The sequence below is a fragment of the Ottowia sp. genome (genome assembly GCF_046348305.1).
Taxonomy (GTDB): Bacteria; Pseudomonadota; Gammaproteobacteria; order Burkholderiales; family Burkholderiaceae_C; genus Ottowia.
In genome coordinates this window covers 279,425-298,752 of record NZ_JAXMEM010000006.1, presented here as the reverse complement: position 1 = coordinate 298,752, position 19,328 = coordinate 279,425, and the positions used below count along the sequence as shown (strand labels likewise).

19 protein-coding genes are annotated in these 19,328 nt (G+C 69.9%); 12 read left to right on the top strand and 7 right to left on the bottom strand.

Annotation, left to right across the window (positions count from 1 at the left end; all coding sequences use genetic code 11):
• The first annotated feature begins 38 nt into the window (after positions 1-38).
• The 3 genes from U1F38_RS09075 to U1F38_RS09065 are packed head-to-tail and all read left to right on the top strand — an operon-like array spanning position 39 to position 2,477.
• A complete protein-coding gene (locus U1F38_RS09075) occupies positions 39-194 on the top strand; it encodes a chalcone isomerase family protein (protein WP_409986727.1) in 156 nt (51 codons plus the stop codon).
• Positions 195-245: 51 nt separating this feature from the next.
• Entirely contained in the window at positions 246-1,442 is a 1,197-nt protein-coding gene (locus tag U1F38_RS09070; protein ID WP_409986726.1) for an FAD-dependent monooxygenase, read from the top strand.
• Between the two features lie 36 nt (positions 1,443-1,478).
• On the top strand, positions 1,479-2,477 hold the full coding sequence (locus U1F38_RS09065; RefSeq protein WP_409986725.1) for a 2-hydroxyacid dehydrogenase: 999 nt from the start codon (positions 1,479-1,481) through the stop codon (positions 2,475-2,477).
• A gap of 83 nt (positions 2,478-2,560) precedes the next feature.
• Here U1F38_RS09065 and lysS read toward each other — a convergent pair whose 3' ends face one another.
• Complete coding sequence (gene lysS / locus U1F38_RS09060; protein ID WP_409986724.1) at positions 2,561-4,102, bottom strand: lysine--tRNA ligase; 1,542 nt, start codon at positions 4,100-4,102, stop codon at positions 2,561-2,563.
• A 158-nt stretch (positions 4,103-4,260) separates the two neighbouring features.
• Between lysS and U1F38_RS09055 the strand changes: the two genes are divergently transcribed.
• From U1F38_RS09055 to U1F38_RS09020, 8 genes are all read left to right on the top strand, one after another.
• A complete protein-coding gene (locus U1F38_RS09055) occupies positions 4,261-5,541 on the top strand; it encodes a lipopolysaccharide biosynthesis protein (protein WP_409986723.1) in 1,281 nt (426 codons plus the stop codon).
• Positions 5,538-6,140, top strand: coding sequence for an acyltransferase (locus tag U1F38_RS09050; RefSeq protein WP_409986722.1), 603 nt, complete (start codon positions 5,538-5,540; stop codon positions 6,138-6,140). Before U1F38_RS09055 ends, U1F38_RS09050 begins: the two co-directional genes overlap by 4 nt.
• Positions 6,137-7,201: a glycosyltransferase gene (locus U1F38_RS09045; protein ID WP_409986721.1), complete on the top strand. Its 1,065-nt coding sequence runs from the start codon at positions 6,137-6,139 to the stop codon at positions 7,199-7,201. The genes U1F38_RS09050 and U1F38_RS09045 overlap by 4 nt, the downstream gene beginning before the upstream one ends.
• On the top strand, positions 7,198-8,262 hold the full coding sequence (locus U1F38_RS09040) for a glycosyltransferase family 2 protein (RefSeq protein ID WP_409986720.1): 1,065 nt from the start codon (positions 7,198-7,200) through the stop codon (positions 8,260-8,262). Before U1F38_RS09045 ends, U1F38_RS09040 begins: the two co-directional genes overlap by 4 nt.
• Before the next feature lie 7 nt (positions 8,263-8,269).
• Positions 8,270-9,433, top strand: coding sequence for a DegT/DnrJ/EryC1/StrS family aminotransferase (locus U1F38_RS09035; protein ID WP_409986719.1), 1,164 nt, complete (start codon positions 8,270-8,272; stop codon positions 9,431-9,433).
• 67 nt (positions 9,434-9,500) lie between these two features.
• Positions 9,501-10,202 (top strand): hypothetical protein, encoded by a 702-nt coding sequence (locus U1F38_RS09030; protein ID WP_409986718.1) that lies wholly within the window; start codon positions 9,501-9,503, stop codon positions 10,200-10,202.
• Positions 10,203-10,449: 247 nt separating this feature from the next.
• Positions 10,450-11,040: a sugar transferase gene (locus tag U1F38_RS09025; RefSeq protein WP_409986717.1), complete on the top strand. Its 591-nt coding sequence runs from the start codon at positions 10,450-10,452 to the stop codon at positions 11,038-11,040.
• Between the two features lie 94 nt (positions 11,041-11,134).
• Complete coding sequence (locus U1F38_RS09020) at positions 11,135-12,976, top strand: polysaccharide biosynthesis protein (RefSeq protein ID WP_409986716.1); 1,842 nt, start codon at positions 11,135-11,137, stop codon at positions 12,974-12,976.
• A 56-nt stretch (positions 12,977-13,032) separates the two neighbouring features.
• Here U1F38_RS09020 and U1F38_RS09015 read toward each other — a convergent pair whose 3' ends face one another.
• Positions 13,033-13,668 carry an LON peptidase substrate-binding domain-containing protein gene (locus U1F38_RS09015; RefSeq protein WP_409986774.1) on the bottom strand — a complete coding sequence of 212 codons (636 nt, stop codon included), beginning with the start codon at positions 13,666-13,668 and terminating at the stop codon, positions 13,033-13,035.
• A gap of 106 nt (positions 13,669-13,774) precedes the next feature.
• Here U1F38_RS09015 and U1F38_RS09010 point away from each other — a divergent pair, with 106 nt between their 5' ends.
• Positions 13,775-14,347, top strand: a complete 573-nt coding sequence (locus U1F38_RS09010; RefSeq protein ID WP_409986715.1) for a YggT family protein — start codon at positions 13,775-13,777, stop codon at positions 14,345-14,347.
• 57 nt (positions 14,348-14,404) lie between these two features.
• Here the strand turns inward: U1F38_RS09010 and U1F38_RS09005 are convergent, their stop codons facing one another.
• From U1F38_RS09005 to lptF, 5 genes are all read right to left on the bottom strand, one after another.
• Positions 14,405-14,887: an EVE domain-containing protein gene (locus U1F38_RS09005; RefSeq protein WP_409986714.1), complete on the bottom strand. Its 483-nt coding sequence runs from the start codon at positions 14,885-14,887 to the stop codon at positions 14,405-14,407.
• A 59-nt stretch (positions 14,888-14,946) separates the two neighbouring features.
• Positions 14,947-16,119, bottom strand: coding sequence for a pyridoxal phosphate-dependent aminotransferase (locus tag U1F38_RS09000; RefSeq protein ID WP_409986713.1), 1,173 nt, complete (start codon positions 16,117-16,119; stop codon positions 14,947-14,949).
• Entirely contained in the window at positions 16,109-17,050 is a 942-nt protein-coding gene (locus tag U1F38_RS08995) for a CysB family HTH-type transcriptional regulator (protein WP_409986712.1), read from the bottom strand. Before U1F38_RS08995 ends, U1F38_RS09000 begins: the two co-directional genes overlap by 11 nt.
• Before the next feature lie 63 nt (positions 17,051-17,113).
• Entirely contained in the window at positions 17,114-18,220 is a 1,107-nt protein-coding gene (gene lptG / locus U1F38_RS08990) for an LPS export ABC transporter permease LptG (protein WP_409986711.1), read from the bottom strand.
• The gene (lptF, locus tag U1F38_RS08985) at positions 18,217-19,317 is read right to left on the bottom strand and encodes an LPS export ABC transporter permease LptF (protein ID WP_409986710.1); all 1,101 of its coding nucleotides are present in this window, start codon (positions 19,315-19,317) and stop codon (positions 18,217-18,219) included. Before lptF ends, lptG begins: the two co-directional genes overlap by 4 nt.
• Positions 19,318-19,328 lie beyond the last annotated feature (11 nt).

Sequence of the window (19,328 nt, the reverse complement as noted above, 5' to 3'; positions counted from 1 at the left end):
CGTGTCGCTGCCGTTGAACGGCGCCTTGCACGCAGCGGGTGGAGGTGATCAAGGAGCAGGAGGCGTTCACGGCATTGCTCAACATCTGGCTGGGCGCGAAACCGGCCGATGAAGAACTCAAGGCCAGGCTGCTGGGCGCGGCACCCAAGAGCGCGCGCAACCTCAAGCCAGCCAGCGGCGAAGCGGCCAACTGAGCGCGGCGCCTGCCCGCGCGCCGGTCGCGCGGCGAGGTGACAATCGACACCATGAGCGCACCCCAACAACTGCTGATCGCCGGTGGCGGCATTGGCGCCATGGCCGCCGCGTGCGCCGTGGCGCGTGCCGGCTGGCAGGTGCGCGTGTACGAGCGCGCGCCGCAGTTTGCCGAGGTCGGCGCCGGGCTGCAACTGGGCCCCAACGTCACGCGCGTGCTGCATGCCTGGGGGCTGGCCGACGCCTTGCGCGCCGTGGCGGCCTTTCCGGATCGCCTCACGGTGCGCAGCGCCATCACGGGCGCCGAGTTGGGAGCTCTGGCGCTGGGCGCCCGCTCGGTGGCGCGCTATGGCGCGCCCTACGCCACCGTGCACCGCGCCGACCTGCATGCGCTGCTGCACCGCGCCAGCCTGGCCGCGGGCGAGGTGCACATCAATTGCGGCCAGACCGTGCTGCGGTACGAGGACCTGGGAACGGCCGTGCGCATCCACACCGGCGCCACGCCCGTGATTGAGGGCGATGCGCTGCTGGGCGCCGACGGCCTGCTTAGCGGCATGCGCCAGCAACTGCTGCGCGACGGCCCGCCGCAGCCCGTGGGCGATCTGGCCTATCGCGCCATGCTGCGCATGCAGGCCTTGCCGGCGGCGTGGCGCGTCAACCAGGTCACGGCCTGGCTCGGCCCGCGCCTGCACCTGGTGCAATACCCCGTGCGCGGCGGCCAGGCCCTGAACGTGGTAGCCATCGTGCGCGGCGCCGCGCGTCCCGGTGACGTGGACGATTCGAGCGCCGCCGCGGCCGAGCTGGAGCGTGGATTTCACGGCACCTGCACCCCCTTGCGCGACCTGATCACCGCCGTGCCGCAGGCCAGCCTGAACCCGCAGCCCTGGCGCCGCTGGGTGCTGGCCGCCCGCCCGCCCGTGCATGGCGCAGCGCACATGGCGCGCGGCGCGGTGGCGCTTCTGGGCGACGCGGCGCACCCCATGCGTCCCTATCTGGCGCAGGGTGCCGGCATGGCCATCGAAGACGCGGCCGAGCTGGCCCAAGCCCTGGCCATGGACGCCGTGGACGTGCCCACGCGCCTGCAACGCTACGCCCTGGCGCGCTGGCAGCGCGTGGCGCGCGTGCAGGCGCGCTCCATGCGCAACGGCCAGATCTTTCACGCCGAAGGCGTGGTGCGCATGGGGCGCGATGCCTCCATCCGCCTGCTGGGCGAGCGCGTGCTGGATGTCCCCTGGCTTTACGGGCGCTGAGCGGCGCCGCGCCGGTCGCGGCCCTACACTCGGGCCATGACGTCCGCCTCTTCGCCCAAGCCTTCCGTCCTGATTGCCCGCCCCATCTTCCCCGAGGTGGTGCAAAGGCTGCGCGCGCATTTCGAGGTCAGTGCCAACGCGGATGACGAGGCCTGGAGCCACGATCAGTTCATCGCCCAACTGCAGGGCAAGCAAGGCGTGTTCACCACCGGCGGCGAGCGCATCGACGCGCGCCTGCTGGCCGCCTGCCCCGACCTGCGCATCTGCGCCAACATGGCCGTGGGCTACAACAACTTCGACGTGCCGGCCATGACGGCTGCCGGCGTGCTGGCCACCAATGCACCCGACGTGCTGACCGAAACCACCGCCGACGGCGGCTTTGCCCTGCTGATGGCCGCCGCGCGCCGCATCACCGAGGGCGAGCACTACCTGCGGGCCGGTCGCTGGCAGCGCTGGTCCTACGACATGCTGGTGGGCCAGGACGTGCATGGCAGCACGCTGGGCATCTTCGGCATGGGTCGCATCGGCCAGGCCATCGCGCGGCGCGGCGCCCTGGGTTTTGGCATGAAGGTGCTCTATCACAACCGCACCCGCCTGCCGGCCGCGGAAGAAGCTGCCGTGCAAGCCGAATACGTCGCCAAGGACGAACTGCTGCGCCGCGCCGACCACGTGATGCTGGTGCTGCCGATGACGCCCGAGACGCGCCACTACGTCGGCGCGCCCGAGCTGGCATTGATGAAGCCCACCGCCACCCTGGTCAACATCGGCCGCGGCGGCGTGGTGGACGACGCCGCGCTGGCCCAGGCCCTGCGCGCGGGGCGCATTGCCGCCGCCGGACTGGACGTGTTCGAGGGCGAGCCGCGCGTGCATCCCGATCTGCTGGCCTGCACCAACGTGGCGCTGACGCCGCACATCGCCAGCGCCAGCATCCCCACGCGCCTGGCCATGGCCAACCTGGCCGCCGACAATCTGATCGGCTATCTGACGCAGGGCAGGGCGCTGACGCCGCTGAACCCTGAGGTGATGGAACGCTGATTGGGGTTGCTCCCTCGCCCCTTTGGGGAGAGGGTGGGGGTGAGGGGCTGCGGCCGATCGTCGCGCGCCGCGCCCGTTTCGCCTCAGCCCGCCTCGCGCCGCAGCGCCGGGAACAAGATGACGTCACGGATGCTGGCGCTGTCCGTCAGCAGCATCATCAGGCGGTCGATGCCCACGCCGCAGCCGCCGGTGGGCGGCATGCCGTATTCGAGCGCGCGCACGAAGTCGGCGTCGTAGTACATGGCTTCCTCGTCGCCCGCGTCCTTGGCGCTGGACTGGGCGGCAAAGCGCGCGGCCTGGTCCTCGGCGTCGTTCAGCTCGGAAAAGCCGTTGGCCATCTCGCGGCCGGTGATGTACAGCTCGAAGCGCTCGGTCACCTCGGGGCGCGCGTCGTTGGCGCGCGCCAGCGGGCTGATCTCGGTGGGGTGCTCCATGATGAAGGTGGGCTGCCACAGCTTTTCTTCCACCACCTCCTCGAAGTACAGCACCTGCAGGCTGGCCAGGCTGCGGCTGCCGAGCTTGTCCTTGGCTTCGGTGAGGCCCAGCTTCTTGAGCCGTTCGATCAGCGTGGCCGCATCGTCCACGCCCGCGCCGATGTCGGTGTGAGCGGCGATGGCTTCGCGGATGGTCAGGCGCGCAAAGGCTTGGGACAGATCGACCGGCTTGCCCTGGTAGCTGAGGTGCAGCGTGCCCGCGGCCTTGCGAGCCGTGTCGCGCAGCAACTGCTCGGTAAAGCCCATCAGGTCCTGGTAGTTCCAGTACGCCGCATAGAACTCCATCATCGTGAACTCGGGGTTGTGCCGCACGCTGATGCCTTCATTGCGAAAGCTGCGGTTGATCTCGAACACGCGCTCGAAGCCGCCGACGATCAGGCGCTTCAAGTACAGCTCGGGCGCGATGCGCAGGAACATGTCCTGGTCCAGCGCGTTGTGGTGCGTGACGAAGGGTTTGGCGTTGGCTCCGCCCGGAATGGGGTGGAGCATGGGCGTCTCCACCTCCATGAAACCGTGCCCGGTCATGAAGGCGCGCATGGCGGCGAGCGTTTGGCTGCGGGCAGCAAAGCGCGCACGCGCGGCCTCGTCCATGATCAGATCGACGTAGCGCTGGCGGTACTTCAGCTCCTGGTCCTGCATGCCGTGGAACTTGTCGGGCAGCGGCCGCAGGCTCTTGGTCAGCAGGCGCACCGACGTGGCATGAATCGACAGCTCGCCGGTCTTGGTCTTGAACAGATGGCCCTCGGCCGCCACGATGTCGCCCAGGTCCCAGTGCTTGAAGGCGGCATAGGCCTCCTCGCCCACGTCATCGCGCACCACGTAGATCTGGATGCGTCCGGTGGCGTCCTGCAGCGTGGCAAAGCTGGCCTTGCCCATCACGCGCTTGAGCATCATGCGCCCGGCCACGGTCACGGCAACCTTCTTGCCGGCAGCGATATCGGCCTCGAACGCTTCTTTTTCAGTAGCGCCATGCGCTTGATGGATCAGCGCCGCGCGGTCTCTTGGCTTGAAATCGTTGGGAAAGGCCACCGCGCCGCCAGCAGCCTGCGCGCCGCGCAAGGCCTTGAGCTTTTCGCGGCGCTCGGCGATCAGCTTGTTTTCGTCTTGTTCGGGGGCGGCGGGCTGGTTCATGGCGGCTTGGGATGGGGCGGCGGGCGAGATAATCGCGCCCAGCACGTTTGCATGTGCAAAACCTTGCATTTTAGTTTCGACCGCCACCCTTCCATGCCGGCCCCGTGCCAACCATCCCAAGCGCGAATCCCGCAGCGCGCAGCGCGGAGGGTCGTCCCGTGAGCGCAGCGCGCGCACCCACGCTGCTGGGCGCCACGCTGACCCTGCTGGCCGGCGGCGCGCTGGCGCAATTGGTGCCGCTGCTGGTGGGGCCCTTCATTGCGCGTGTGTTCACGCCCGAGGCCTTTGGGCTCTACACCCAGTTTGTCACCGTGGCTGCCGCCGTGGCGGTGGCCGCCAGCTTGCGCTACGAGCAGGCCTTGCCGCTGGCGCAGGACGAGGGCGAGGCGCGCGCATTGCTGGCGCTGGCGCTGCGGCTGCTGGCGGCGGCGGTTTTGCTCAGCGTGCCGCTGGCCTGGGCGCTGCACGCGGCCGGTTGGCTGCAGCTTGCCGCCTGGTTGCCGATCGCGGTGGCGACCGCGGGAGCCTTGCAGGTGCTGATGCTGTGGGCCAACCGTGCGCAGTGCTTTCGGGCGCTGGCTGTCAGCCGGGTCGTGCAATACGGTGGTGCAGCGTTGCTGCAACTGGCCTTGGGTTGGGCGCTGTGCAAGGGTGCGGCGGCAGGGCGCGAGGGCGCTTGGGCCCTGGTGCTGGCGCCCATCGTGGCGCAGGCGATCGCGGGCATTTGCTTGTTGCGCCCGGCGCCGTCGGGCGGCTGGCGGACCGTGCTGGCACCCGCCGCCGGCGCGCTGCGCCAGCCCATGCGCACGGTGGCGCGCCAGCACCGCGACTTTGCGCTGATAAACACCCCGCACGCGTTTTTGGGGACCTTGCAGGACGCGCTGGCCGTGGCCTTGCTGGTGGCATGGTCGAGCGATGCGGCGGCCGGGTTCTGGGGGTTGGCGCTGCGCTACCTGAAGGCGCCGGCCACCCTGGTGGGCAGCGCCGTGTCGCAGGCGCTGTACCCGCGCCTTGTGGCTGCAACGCCGGCGCAGGCCCAGCGCATGGTGCGGCAGGTGATGGGGTTGCTGGGCGCCTTGGCGCTGGGTTTGATGGCCGTGCTGCTGCTGGCGGGGCCGTGGTTGTTTGAACGCCTGTTTGGGCCGCCCTGGCGCGAGGCGGGCGAACTGGCGCGCGCCCTGGCGCCCTACATTGCCGCGCACTTCGTGGCCGCGCCGCTCGCGGTCGTCACCATGGCCTGGCGCGCGCAGGCCTGGGCGTTTCGGCTGGCGCTGGCGGGGCAAGCGGCCTTTGTGGCGGCACTGGCGGCTGGCCTGTGGCAGGGCGGACTGTTGGGCGGCGCCTGGGCCGTGTCGGCGGTGATGGTGCCGTATTTCGGCTGGTACTTCTGGCGACTGGCGCGCTGGCCGAACATTCCCGTGCAAGGTGCGTCGGCATGACCGCGCTGCGCGCGCTCGTCAACCGCTGGCGCCGCCGCTGGTGGCATTTACTGTTCTTTCGCATGCTGTTTGGCGAGCGAAGTGGTTGGCGCAGCTTGCCCGGAACGCGCATTTCGCCCGCCACCTGCATCGAGCATGAAGCCGATCTGGTTCTGGAGGACGAGGTGTTCATCGGACACTTCAACTACATCGAGGCCAGCGCCGGCGTGCGCATCGGGCGCGGCACGCAGGTGACCAATTTCGTCAGCATCGTCAGCCACAGCACGCACCGCGCGGTGCGCGTGGCGGCGCAGCTCACGGGTGCCGAGCTGGACGTGGCCGTGATTCGCGCGCCGATTGCCATGGGCGAGCGCTGCTTCATCGGCCCGCACAGCACCATCGAGGCGGGCAGCACGCTGGGGCATGGCACGCTGGTGGCGGCGCACAGCCGGGTGCGCGGCGTGTTTGCGGACTTTGCCGTGCTGTCCGGCAGCCCGGCGCGCCAGGTGGGCGACACGCGCAGGCTGGACGCGCCCTGGCTGGCCGAGCATCCTGAGTTGCGCGCCGACTACGAGCGCTGGCTGGCGCGAGTGTCAGGCCAGGCGGCGCCCGCACCATGAGCGCGGCATCCCCGCATTTGGCCTTGCTGGGCGACGCCACCAGCGTGCACGTGCAGCGCTGGGCACGCGAGATGTTGGCGCGCGGCTGGCGTGTGTCGCTGGTGACGGCGCGCCCGCAGGCCATGGATGGCGTCGAACAAGTCGTGGTGCGCCCGGTGCGCCGATCGCTCGATTGGCTCGGACGCGTGGGCGAAACCAGGCGCGCGCTGGCGCGGTTGGCGCCCGACATCGTGCATGCACATTACGTCACCTCGTATGGCTATCTGGCCGCGCGCGCCGGCCGCCAGCCGCTGGTGATGACAGCCTGGGGCACCGACCTGCTGGTCACGCCCCGGCAAAGCGCCGCCAAGCGCTGGCTCACGGCCTTCAGCCTGCGCCGCGCGCGCCTGGTGACGGGCGACTCGCGCGACTTGCTGGAGGCGGCGCAGCAATTGGCACCGGGCGTGGCCACGCAGCTCATCCATTGGGGTGTGGAGCGCGAACGCTTTGCGCCCGCGGCCTGGGCCGACAAGCCGGCGCTTGAAGCGGTGAGCCTGCGCAGTTGGGAGCCCAATTACCGCATAGACGTCATCGTGCGCGCCTTCGCTCAGGTACAGGCGCAGTATTCCGATGCGCGCCTGCATCTGCTCGGCGGTGGCAGTCAGGAAGGGGCTTTGCGCGCGCTGGTGGGCGATCTTTCGCTACGGGATTCGGTGCAGTTTCACGGCCGGCTGGATGATGCCGGCATGGCCGCGGTGCTGGCGCGCTGCAAACTGTCGATCAGCGTGCCCGAGAGCGATGCGACTTCTGTGTCGGTGCTGGAGAGCATGGCCTGCGGCCTGGTGGTGATCGCCAGCGACCTGCCCGCCAACCGCGAGTGGCTGGCCGACGAGGCGCTGGTGCCGACGGGCGATGAACACGCGCTGGCGCAGTGCTGGGCGGGCTTGCTGCGCGATGATGCGCGCTGCGCCGCACTGGGCGCGCGCAACGCCGATCGCATCGCCTTGGACGGCGACCGGCGGGTGCAAATGGATGCGGTGGATGCGGCGTATCGGCACTTGCTGGCGGAGCACGGGCGATGAATGAGGTTGCCAACCCACTGCACCGCGAGCCGACGCAGCCGGGCGAGGAGCGTTTGGTCAGCATCATCGCTCCCTGCCGCAACGAACGCGCCCACATCGACGCCTTTTGCGACAGCGCCCTGGCACAGCGCCTGCCCGATGGCTGGCAGATGGAGCTGCTGGTGGCCGACGGCGCCAGTGACGACGGCACGCGCGCGCGGCTGGATGAGCGGGCTGCGCAGGACGCGCGTCTGCGGGTGGTGGACAACCCCGGCCTGATCGTCTCCACCGGACTGAACGCCTGTTTGGCGCAGGCGCGGGGCGCGGTGATCGTGCGCATGGACATCCACACCACCTTTGCGCCCGACTACGTGGCCGAATGCATTGCGGCGCTGGCGCGCAGCGGCGCCGACAACGTGGGCGGGCCGTGGGTCGCGCAAGGGCAGGGCGCCTGGGGCCGGGCCATTGCGGCGGCGTTTCAGAGTCGCTGGGTGGTGGGCGGGGCGCGCTCGCGCGACGCGGCTTACGAAGGCGAGGTTGACACGGTTTACCTGGGTTGCTGGCCGCGCGCCAGCTTCGAGCGCTTTGGCAGCTTTGACGAGCAACTGGTGCGCAACCAGGACGACGAGCACAACCTGCGCATCCGCCGGGGCGGCGGGCGCATCTGGCAAAGCGCGCGCATCCGCTCGGTGTATGCACCGCGCGATTCGCTGCGCCTGCTGTTTCGCCAGCAGTTCCAGTACGGCTACTGGCGGCCGTTCGTGCTGCGCAAGCATGGGCAACCGGGCTCGGTGCGGCAGCTGGTTCCTATGGTTTTTGTAGCTGCTTGCGCTTTGTCCATAAGTGCTGCGCCCTGGTTTCCCGCGCTATTTGGGTTGCTGGCAGCCTGCTACGGCCTGTATCTGGCGCTGGCGTCGGCGCAGGCGGGGCGCCAGGCCAGTGGTAGCTGGCCGGTCGCCTGGCGGCAGCCCGCCGTGATCGCGGCCTATCAGATCGGCTACGGGCTGGGCGGCTGGCGCGGCTGGTGGGATATCGTGCGGGGACGCGGTGCGGGTTCCGGGTTCAGGGGCCTGACGCGCTGACATCATCATGACGAACGAATCAAACCCCTTTCTGCCCTTCGCCCGCCCCGACATCGGCAACGCCGAGATCGAGGCCGTGGCGCGCGCGCTGCGCTCGGGCTGGGTGACGACCGGGCCCGAGACGCGCGCCTTCGAGCAGGAGTTTGCGGCGTATCTGGGCGGGGGCGTGCAGGCCATCGCCGTCAACTCGGCCACGGCCGGCCTGCACCTGGCGCTGGAGGCGGCGGGCATCGGGCCGGGCGACGAGGTGATCGCGCCCACGCTGACCTTCACCGCCACGGTGGAGGTGGCGCGCTATCTGGGGGCCGATGCGCGGCTGGTGGATGTCGATCCGGTCACGCTCAACATCGACCCGGCGCAGATCGAGGCGGCCCTCACGCCCGCCACCCGCGCGATCCTGCCGGTGCATTACGGCGGCCTGGCCTGCGACATGGGCGCGATCTTTGCCATTGCGCAACGCCACGGCTTGCAGGTGATCGAAGACGCCGCGCACGCGCTGCCCACGCGCAGCAAAGGCGCGCTGGTCGGCACCTTGCCCAGCGCCGCCACGGTGTTCAGCTTTTACGCCAACAAGACCATGACCACGGGCGAGGGCGGCATGGTGGTGACGAGGGACGATGCCCTGGCCGCGCGCATGCGGGTGATGCGCCTGCACGGCATCAGCCGCGACGCGTTTGACCGCTTCACCAGCAAGACGCCGGCGTGGTATTACGAGGTGGTGGCGCCCGGCTTCAAGTACAACCTGACCGACATGGCCGCCGCGCTGGGGCGGGTGCAGTTGCAGCGGCTGCCCGCCTTTGTGCAGCGGCGCCAGCAACTGGCCGCGCGCTACCTGAGCGAGTTGAAGAGCCTGCCCCTGATCCTGCCCGCGGACGCCCCGGCGGGCGACAGCCACGCCTGGCATCTGTTCGTGCTGCGCCTGTCGGATGAGGCCCGGGTGACGCGCGACGAGGTGATCCAGCGCCTGTCCGACGCCGGCATCGGCACCAGCGTGCATTTCGTGCCGCTGCACCGCCAGCCGTACTGGCGCGACCGCTACGGCTTGCGGCCCGAGCAGTTTCCGCACGCCGACCAGGCGTATCAACACATGTTCAGCATTCCGCTGTTCACGGCCATGAGCGATGACGAGCAGGGGCGGGTGATTGCGGCGCTGAAAGCGGTGGTGCGGTGAATACGGCCGTGCGCCACGATGGGCCGGCCGGCCCGCACCCCAACTTTTTGCCGGAGAGAGAGTGGGTTTGCGGGTGACCACGAAGGCCGCGCTGGCCTGCTTTGGCTGGAGCGCGCGCGCCTGGGCGCGGCCCTGGCGCGCCTTTTTGCGTGCGCATCCCGGCCTGCGCGTGGGCGACGCGCTGGAGGTGGGCGTGGGGCCGCGATCGTCGCTGGTGCCGCTGCTGTTGCCGCTGGCCGATCGCGTCGAATGCTCGGCCTTCGACGCCGCCGCATTGCCCGCGGTGCAGGCGCTGAACGCGCGCCGGCTGGGGCCCGCCGAGTCGGCCCGCGTGCGCTACACGCGGCAGGACGTGACCGCGCTGCAAGGCCGCTGGGACCTGATCGTGCTCAAGTCGGTGCTGGGCGGCGTGCACCGCGTGCACGACTCGACGCTGGCCGACGTGCACGCCACGATCGCGCGGGTGGTTGACGGCCACCTGAACCCCGGCGGGCTGCTGCTGACCCTGGACAACGGTCGCACCGCGCTCGAGCCGCTGTTGCGCCACGCCGGCGCGCGGCGCAACGGCTGGCGTTTTTTTGCGCGCGAGGACTGGCCGCCCGCGCAGGAGCGCCACGGCTTTGGCGTGCTCAGCGTGGCATCGGCCGCCACGCGCCTGGGCGCCGTGGGGCGGCTGGTGGACGACGGGCTGTACGCGCTCGATTGCGCGCTCAGCCCGCTGGCGCGCCAGCATGCCGTGCACCTGCACGTGTTTCAAAGGCGTGCATGAGCGCGCGGGGCCGCTCCCAAGCGCGAATCCCGCAGCGCGCAGCGCGGAGGGTGTGTCAGGTTTGCGCGCCGGGCCGCCCCCAAGCGCGAATCCCGCAGCGCGCAGCGCGGAGGGTGTGTCAGGTTTGCGCGCCGGGCCGCTCCCAAGCGCGAATCCCGCAGCGCGCAGCGCGCAGGGGTTGTCAGGTTTGCGCGCCGGGCCGCTCCCAAGCGCGAATCCCGCAGCGCGCAGCGCGCAGGGATGGCCCATGAGCAAGCGCCTGATGGACTGGCTCATCACGCTGGCGCTGCTGCCCGTGGCGCTGCCGCTGATGGCCGCCATCGCCCTGTGGGTGCGGCTGGATTCGCCCGGGCCCGCGCTGTTTCGGCAAGAGCGCGTGGGGCGCGGCGGGCGGCTGTTTCGCATCCACAAGTTCCGCACCATGCGGCTGCACGACGACAGCGGGCCGCAGATCACGGCCTCGGGCGATGCCCGCATCACGCGTGCCGGGCGCTGGCTGCGCCGCAGCAAGCTGGACGAGCTGCCGCAGCTCATCGACGTGCTGGCCGGCGACATGAGCCTGGTTGGCCCGCGCCCCGAGGTGCCGCGCTACATGGCGCTGTACCCCGACGAGGCGCGCCGGCGCATCCTGTCGGTGCGGCCGGGCATCACCGACCGCGCGGCGATCGGGTTTCGCGACGAGGAGCGGCTGCTGGCCGCCAGCGACAATCCCGAGCGCACCTATGTCGAGCAGATCATGCCGATCAAGCAGCGCCTGTACCTGGACTACGTGGCGCACCACAGCATCGGGGGCGACCTGCGCATCCTGCTGGCGACGGTGCGGTCCGTCATCAAATGAGAATATTTGAATCAAACAGGGCTCTGGCGCTTGTGTATATTGCGCAAGCAGCTATGAATAATGTAGTAATTCGCGCCCGCCGCAAGGCCGCCCCATGCTGAGCACGCTGCGCCGCACCCTGGTCAGCAAGAGCTGGCTGCCCGACCTGGCGCTGATCGCGCTGGCGTGGTGGGGGGCGTTCTGGCTGCGCTTCAACTTCGACGTGCCGCCCGAATACGCCCAGCAGGCCTGGCAGACCATGCCGCTGGCGCTGCTGTGCATGGCCGGCGCACTGGCGCTGGCGCGGGTGCCGCGCCAGTCCTGGCGCTACGTCACGCTGACCGACCTGCGCCAGCTTGCCGGCGCCGTGGCGCTTGGGGCGCTGCTGACGATGGCGCTGGTGATGGGCCTGCGCTTTGACGGCTTTGCGCGCTCGGTGTTTCCCATCAGCGCGCTGCTGACCCTGGTGCTGCTGGTGGGCGCGCGCGCGGCCTGGCGCACGCTGACCGAGCGCGCCAACGCGCACGCGCCGGACGGTGCGGCACAGCGCCCGCTGCTCATCGTCGGCACGCTGGATGACGCCGACCACAGCCTGCGCACGCTCAAGGGCGTGGCCGGCTGGCAGGTGGCGGGCATCGTCTCGCCCCTGCCGCAGGACGCCGGCCGCACGCTGCATGGCGTGGCCGTGCTGGGCGTGCCCGACGCGCTGGCCGACATCGCCGCCGCGCAGCGCGCCAACACCGTGCTGCTGGCCAGCGCGCCCGGCGCGCCGCTGCGGCGCGAGCTGATGCTGCGCTGGGCCGGCTCGGGACTGAACCTGCTGACCCTGCCCACCGCCGACGAGTTGCTGCAGCCGGGCGCCACCACGGCGCTGCGCGAAGTGCGGCTGGAGGACCTGCTGGGCCGCGCGCCCGTGCAGCTCGACGCGCAGGGCCTGGCGGCGCTGCTCAGCGGCCAGACCGCGCTGGTGACGGGTGCGGGCGGCTCCATCGGCGCCGAGCTGTGCCGCCAGGTGGCACGCTTTGGCGTGGCGCGGCTGGTGTGCGTGGACGTGTCCGAATACGCCATCTACCGGCTGGAGCAGGAGCTGCGCCAGGCCTTTCCGGCGATGGAGGGCGTGTACTGCACCGCCGACGTGCGCGATGTGCAGCGCCTGCGCGCCATCGCACAGGCCCAGCGCCCGGCGGTGGTGCTGCACGCCGCGGCCTACAAGCACGTGCCGCTGATGGAGATGGGCAACGAGATCGAGGCGCTGCGCACCAACGTGCTGGGCACGCTCAACGCCGCGCGCGTGGCCGGCGAGGTGGGGGCGGCGCGCTTCGTGCTGGTGTCCACCGACAAGGCCGTCAACCCCACCAGCGTGATGGGCGCCAGCAAGCGCCTGGCCGAGCAGGTGGTGCAGGCCGTGGCCGTGCAGCACCCGGGCACGCAATACGTGTCGGTGCGCTTTGGCAATGTGCTGGGCTCCAGCGGCTCGGTGGTGCCGCTGTTCACCGCTCAGATCGCGCAGGGCGGGCCCGTCACCGTCACGCATCCGGACATCGTGCGCTACTTCATGACCATTGCCGAGGCCGCGCAGCTGGTGCTGCAGGCCGGCTGGATGGGCCAGTCGGGGCAGATCTTCGTGCTGGACATGGGCGAGCCGATGAAGATCGCCGAGCTGGCGCGCCTGCTGATCCGCCTGTCGGGCAAGAGCGAGGCCGAGGTGCCGATCGCCTTCACCGGCCTGCGCCCCGGCGAGAAGCTGTTCGAGGAGCTGCTGGCCGACGACGAGACCACCGAGCCCACGCCGCACCCCAAGCTGCGCGTGGCCAAGGTGGCCGCCGCCGACGCCGGCGCCGCGCGCGAGATCGAGGCCTGGATCGCGGCGCTGGGCGTGGCGCCCGCCGCCGCCGAGCTGCGCGCCGGCCTGCGCCAGCGCGTGCCCGAATACCGGCCCAGCAGCACGGGGTTTTGAGGATTGTTGGCCGCTGGCGCAGGTGGGACAAGCGCAGAAAGCTATCAAATCAGTAGTTATTCGGGGCGGCCCTGTTCAAGTCCGGCGCGCTCCAGCAGGTCGGTCACCAGTTCCAGGCGCAGCAGCGGGCTGTCCACGTCCAGCAGCTGCTGCTTGAGCGCGAGCGACAGCGGCAGGCACTCGCACCAGCGGTTGGCCACCCAGCCGCAATCGTCATAGTGCGCGCCGCCGTCCGCGGGCAGGCCCGCATGGGGCAGGCCCTGGCGCGCTTCGCCCAGCACGCGCCGCAAGGCATCGGCGGCGGGGCGCAGGTCGCTCGGCACGGCCATGCGGGCGTCGACCGCGAGCAGGGTCACGTCGGCCACCCACAGGCCGTGCTTGAGCCGCGACGACTGGTCGATGCGAAAGCGCTCGGTGCCCACGCAGGTGATCAGCAACAGGCCCGGCTGCGGCCGCTCCAGCTGCCGGATGTGGGCCAGCGTGCCCACCGATTGCAACTGCTCGATGGGCGCACCGGCGGCCAGCACCTCGCTGCCGCGTTCCAGCGCCACCACGCCGAAAGGCGCGCCGGCGTGCTGGCACTTGAGCACCATGTCCAGGTAGCGCGGCTCGAACACCCGGAGCGGCAAATGCCCGCCCGGAAACAGCACGGTGCTCAGGGGAAACAGCGGCAGCGAGTGCAGGGTCAGCATGGGGCGGTCGGCGGTTTGCGGCAGGGGCGCGGGCGGCCAGGGCGGCGCCTGCGTCCCGCTATCATCGGGCGTCATGGGTTTTTGCGCTTGAGCCGTTGCCATCCACATGCTGTTTGACATCCTGACGTTCGTCCTTGAAGTGGTCGTCACGCTGATTGGCAGCGCCTGCCTGCTGCGACTGGCCATGCGCTGGCGCCGCATGTCGCTGGCCAACCCGGTGGGCCGCTTCGTGCAGGCGCTGTCGGACTGGATGGTCGTGCCCCTGCAGCGCGTGGTGCCGCCCAGCGGCCGGCTGGACACCGCGGCGCTGCTGGGCGTTTGGCTGCTCAAGCTGGTTCAGTACGCGCTGCTGCTGTCGCTGGTCGGCGGCCAGCGCTGGGCGGCGCTGCCGGTGCTGGCGCTGCTGGGCGTGGCCAAGCTGGCCGTGTCGGTGGCCATCGCCGTCATCATCGTCGCGGCCGTGCTGTCGTGGACGCAAAACCGCACCCTGTTGGCCGACGTGCTGCAACGCCTGGGCGACCCCTTGCTCGCTCCGCTGCGCCGCGTCATTCCGCTGGTGGGCGGCATCGACCTGTCGCCCCTGGTCGCGGTGGTGGTGCTGCAGGTGCTGTCGATGGTGATCGGCTCGCTGCAGGGCAGCCTGCTGGGCACGGCCCTGGGGGTGATGGCCGGGGCTTGAGGGCCCGTCGGCGCGCGGGCCTGGCGCTCGTCTTGGCCGAGCGTGGGCAAGCCCGGTTCAGACCGACAGCAGTTTCTCGACCACCGCCCATTCGCCAGGCGCCACCGGCGTGATCGACAGGCGGTTGCCGCGCTGCAGCAACGCCATCCGTGCCAGTGCGGGCTGCTGGCGCAACTCGGCCAGCGAGAGCAGCCGCGTCTTGCGCAGGGCCTGCACGTCCAGCAGCAGCCAGCGGGGTTTGTCGGGGCTGGACTTGGGGTCGAAATAAGGCGATGCGGGGTCGAACTGCGTCGGGTCGGCGCGCACGCCCGACGCCACGCGGGCCAGGCCGGCGATGCCCGGTTGAGGGCAGCTGGAGTGGTAGAACAGCACGCCGTCGCCCACCTGCATGGCGTCGCGCATGAAGTTGCGCGCCTGGTAGTTGCGCACCCCCGTCCAGGGCACGGTTTGCGCGGGCGCGGCCAGGGCGTCGTCGATGCTGCACTCGGCCGGCTCGGACTTCATCAGCCAGCAGCGGGGCGGGCGGGTGTCAATGGTCATGAATGAATTCGGGCGCTGGCGCCCGTCAGTCAAGCGCAAGCAGCTATCAATTCAATAGTTCACAGCCGGGTCAGCCGCGCCAGCGCCGCGCGCAGCGTATCGTCCTGCTTGGCAAAGCAAAAGCGGATGGTCTTTTGCTCGAAGCCGTCGCCGTAGAAGGCGGCCAGCGGAATGGCGGCCACGCCGTGCTCGCGCGTGAGCCACTGGCAGAAGTCGGCCTCGCCCAGCTCGCGCTCGGGGCCGGGCATGTCGGCGTAGCTGGCGGTTTGAAAGTAGGTGCCTTCGCAGGGCAGCAGGCGAAAGCGCGTCTGCGCCAGACCCGCGCGAAACAGGTCGCGCTTGGCGGCATAAAACGCCGGCAGCTCCAGGTAGGGCGCGGCGTCCTGCATGTAGGCGGCCAGGCCGTGCTGCATGGGGGTGTTGACGGTGAACACGTTGAACTGGTGCACCTTGCGGAACTCGGCCATCAAGGCGGCGGGCGCGGCGACGTAGCCCACCTTCCAGCCCGTCACGTGATAGGTCTTGCCGAAGCTGCTGACGATGAAGGCGCGCGCGGCCAGGCCCGGCCAGCGCGCGGCGCTCTCATGGCGCAGCGGGGCATAGACCATGTGCTCGTACACCTCGTCGCTGATCAGCAGCACGTCGGTGGGGCCCAGCAGGTCTTGCAGCGTTTGCATGTCGGCGGCCGACCACACGGTGCCGCTGGGGTTGTGCGGGCTGTTGATGACGATGGCGCGCGTGCGCGGCGTGATGGCGGCGGCGATCTTGTCGAAGTCGGGCCGAAACGTGCCGGGCGTGAGCGGCACGCGCACGGCGGTGGCGCCCGCCAGCTCGATGTTGGGCACGTAGCTGTCGTAGCTGGGCTCCAGCACGATCACCTCGTCGCCCGGGCCGGCGCAGCACAGGATGGCCGTCAGGATCGCCTGGGTGGCGCCGGCGGTGATGGTGATTTCGCTCTCGAAGTTGTAGGCACGGCCGTAGAGTGCTTCGATTTTTGCAGCAATGGCCTGGCGCAGCGGGGCCGCGCCGGGCATCGGCGGATACTGGTTGTGGCCCTGGCGCATGGCGGCATCGACGGCATCGATCAGTCTCGGGTCGCAGCCGAAGTCCGGAAAGCCCTGGCCCAGGTTGACCGCCTGGTGCTGCGTGGCCAGCGCCGACATGACGCTGAAGATGGTGGTGCCCACGTTGGGCAGGCGCGATGGAAAGGCGGGGGTGCGTTCAGAGCTCATAGGTGGATGACTGGCCGCTCATGGCCTTGAGGATCAGCGCCTTGTCCAGGCGGTCGGACAGCAGGCTGGCAAAGTGATAGACGAAGTCGCGCAGGTAGGCGCCGCGCTTGAGCGCCACGCGCGCCGTGTTGTGGCCCAGCAGCTGGCCCAGTGGGCGCAGGGCCAGATCGGGGTCGGGCTCGCCCTGCACGGCCATTTCGGCAACGATGCCCAGGCCCAGGCCCAGGCGCACATAGGTCTTGATGACGTCCGAGTCGATGGCCTCCAGCACGACGCGCGGCGTGAGGTGACGCTGTGCAAAGGCGTGGTCGATGCGTGCGCGGCCAGTGAACGAGGGGTGATAGGTCACCAGCGGCTCGGCGGCGATGTCCTCCAGCGTCACGCGCTGCTGCTGGGCCAGCGGATGCTGCGCGGGCAGCACCAGCACGTGCTGCCATTCGTAGCAGGGCAGGGTGACCAGGTCCGGAAAGTCGGCCAGCGACTCGGTGGCGATGCCGATGTCGGCCACTTCGTCCAGCACCATGCGCGCCACCTGGTCGGGCGCGCCCTGGTGCAGGCTGATGTTGACCTTGGGGTAGCGCTCGCGCAGCTTGGTGACGGGCGCGGGCAGCACGTAGCGCGCCTGCGAGTGCGTGGTGGCGATCGACAGCGTGCCGCTGTCCTGCGCGCTGTACTCCTCGCCGATGCGCTTCAGGTTGCCGACCTCGCGCAGGATGACGGCGATGCTTTCAACCACGTGCTGGCCCGGCTCGGTCACGCGCTTGAGGCGCTTGCCGTGGCGGCTGAAGATCTCGATGCCGAGCTCTTCCTCCAGCTCAATGATGGCCTTGGACACGCCCGGCTGCGAGGTGTGCAGGGCCTTGGCCGCCTCGGTCAGGTTCAGGTTGCGGCGCACGGCCTCCTGGACAAAGCGAAACTGGTGCAGGTTCATTGTTTTGGGAATATGAAACGCCAAGATTATGGCGTATTCCATCTAAACAACGCCGTTGCGGCCCTACTGCCGCAGCACCAGCCAGCCAAACGCCGCCAGTGACAGCACCGAGTAGATCAGCCCCGGTGCGGCGGCGGCCAGCCACGGCACCCAGTTGCGCAGGTTGCCGATGAAGCCAAACACGTTGTTGAGCAGGAAAAAGCTGATGCCCACCAGCACGCCCAGAAACACCAGGCCGGCGATGTTGCCCGATCGGAAGTGCAGGTAGGCAAAGGGCAGGGCCAGCACCATCATCACCACGCAGCTGAGCGGGTAGAACACCTTGCGCCAGAACTCGATCTCGTAGCGCTGGGCGCTCTGGCCGTTTTCGCGCAGGTGGCTGATGTAGCGGTACAGGTCCACCGTCTGCATGCGGTCGGGGCTGAGCAGGGCGGCGGCCACCATGTCGATGGTGATCTCGGTGGGCCAGGACCAGTTGTCGTGATGCTCGACCTGCACGCGCGGGTCGGCGTCGTTCACGTGCTCGAACGTGCGTCGCTGCACGTCCTGCAAGGCCCAGGCCTTGTCGCCGAAGGTGCCGCGCGCGGCCTGCACGGTGGCCAGCAGGCGCGCGCCAGCGGGGTCGAACTCGAAGATGCGGATCTGGTTCATCGTGCCGTCCGGGCTCAGCGTGGCGACGTTGACGGAGTAGCTGCGCTCGCCTTGGCGGTCCTTCATCCAGGCGCCGGTGCGCCCCACCGTGATGTCGCCGATGAAGCGCGCCTGCATGGTGGCGGCCGCGCGGTTGGCCGCCGGCGCCACGTAGTCGCCGAACACGAAGGTCAGCACCACGAAGCCCAGGCCCAGCAGCACCAGGGTGCCCAGCGCCTTCAGCGGCCCCAGCCCGCTGGTGCGCAAGATGGTGTATTGCGAGCTTTCGGCCAGCCGCGCCATCACGAAGATGGTGCCGATCAGCACCGCGATGGGCAGCAGGTCGTACAGGTGGCTGGGCATTTGCAGCGCCACGTACAGCAGCGCCCAGCCCAGCGAATAGCCGCGGCCGGCGTAGTCGCGCACGTCCCCGAGTTGATCGACCAGGTCGAAAAACGAGAACAGCAGCAAGAAGGCCACCGCGACGAAGCCGACCGAAATCAGCACGTCGTTATAGATCAGGCGGCGAATGGTTTTCATGGCGGCTCGCCCGGTGTCGTGCGGCCGGCGGGCGGCACGCGCCAGTTGCGCTCGCGCCAGCGCAGCCAGCCGAAGGCCCCCGCCGCGATGCTGCCGTGCAGCGCCAGCATGAAGACACTGGCGTTCACCGCGCCGCCCTCGATCCAGTTTTGCCCGGCGTTGATCAGGTTGTAGTAGGCGGCGAAGGCAAACAGCGAAAACACCAGCCCGGCGCTGCGGCCCACGCGCGGGTTCACGCGGGTGACGGCCAGGGCGATCAGCACGCAGTTGACGGCGGCCAGCACCAGGCCCAGGCGCCAGGACAGCTCGGCCAGGTTGGACGCCGTGGCGTTTTGCAGCAGGGTGGGGGTCGACTGCAGGCGCGGCGCGTCGCTGGGCTCGGCCCGGGCGGCCTGGGTGCCGATGCGATTGCTGTACCGCACGAACTCGCTCACGCGCATGTCGCCGGTGCTGCTGTCGGTCTGCAGGCGAAAGCCGTGGTCCAGTTGCAGTTCGCGCTCGCCCCCCTGCGTGACGACGCGTCCGCGCTCGGCCGAGACCACCGCGTCGCTGTCGCGCTCGCGCGCGGCGATGAAGATGTTGGTGCCCGAGTCGGCGGCGGCGGTGTCCTTGTCGATGAAGAACACGCGCTGGCCGCCGGCCGATTCGATGAAGCGCCCGGGTGCCACGCGCTCGACGTCGCCGCGGTCCTGGTAGCGCTCGCGCAGGTCCTTGATCTGCCGGTTGGACCAGGGCCAGATCACCAGCGCCAGCACGGCGACCGCCAGCAGCACCGGCCAGGCAAAGCGCAGCAGTGGCCGCACGAAGCGGCCCAGCCCCTGGCCGCAGGAAAACCAGATCACCATCTCGCTGCTGCCGTACATGCGCGTGAGCGTGGCGGTGACGGCGACGAACAGGCTCAGCGTGAGGATGGTGGGCAAATGCCCCAGCACCGTCAGGCCCATGACCAGCAGCACCTCGGAGGGGTTGACCCGCCCGACCGAGGCCTGCCCCAGCGTGCGGATCAGCATCACCGTCATCACCACGGTGATCAACACCACCAGCGTGGCGCTGAAGCTGCGGCCGAGCTCTTTGCGAAGGGAAGAATCGAATACCATTGATTGAAAGG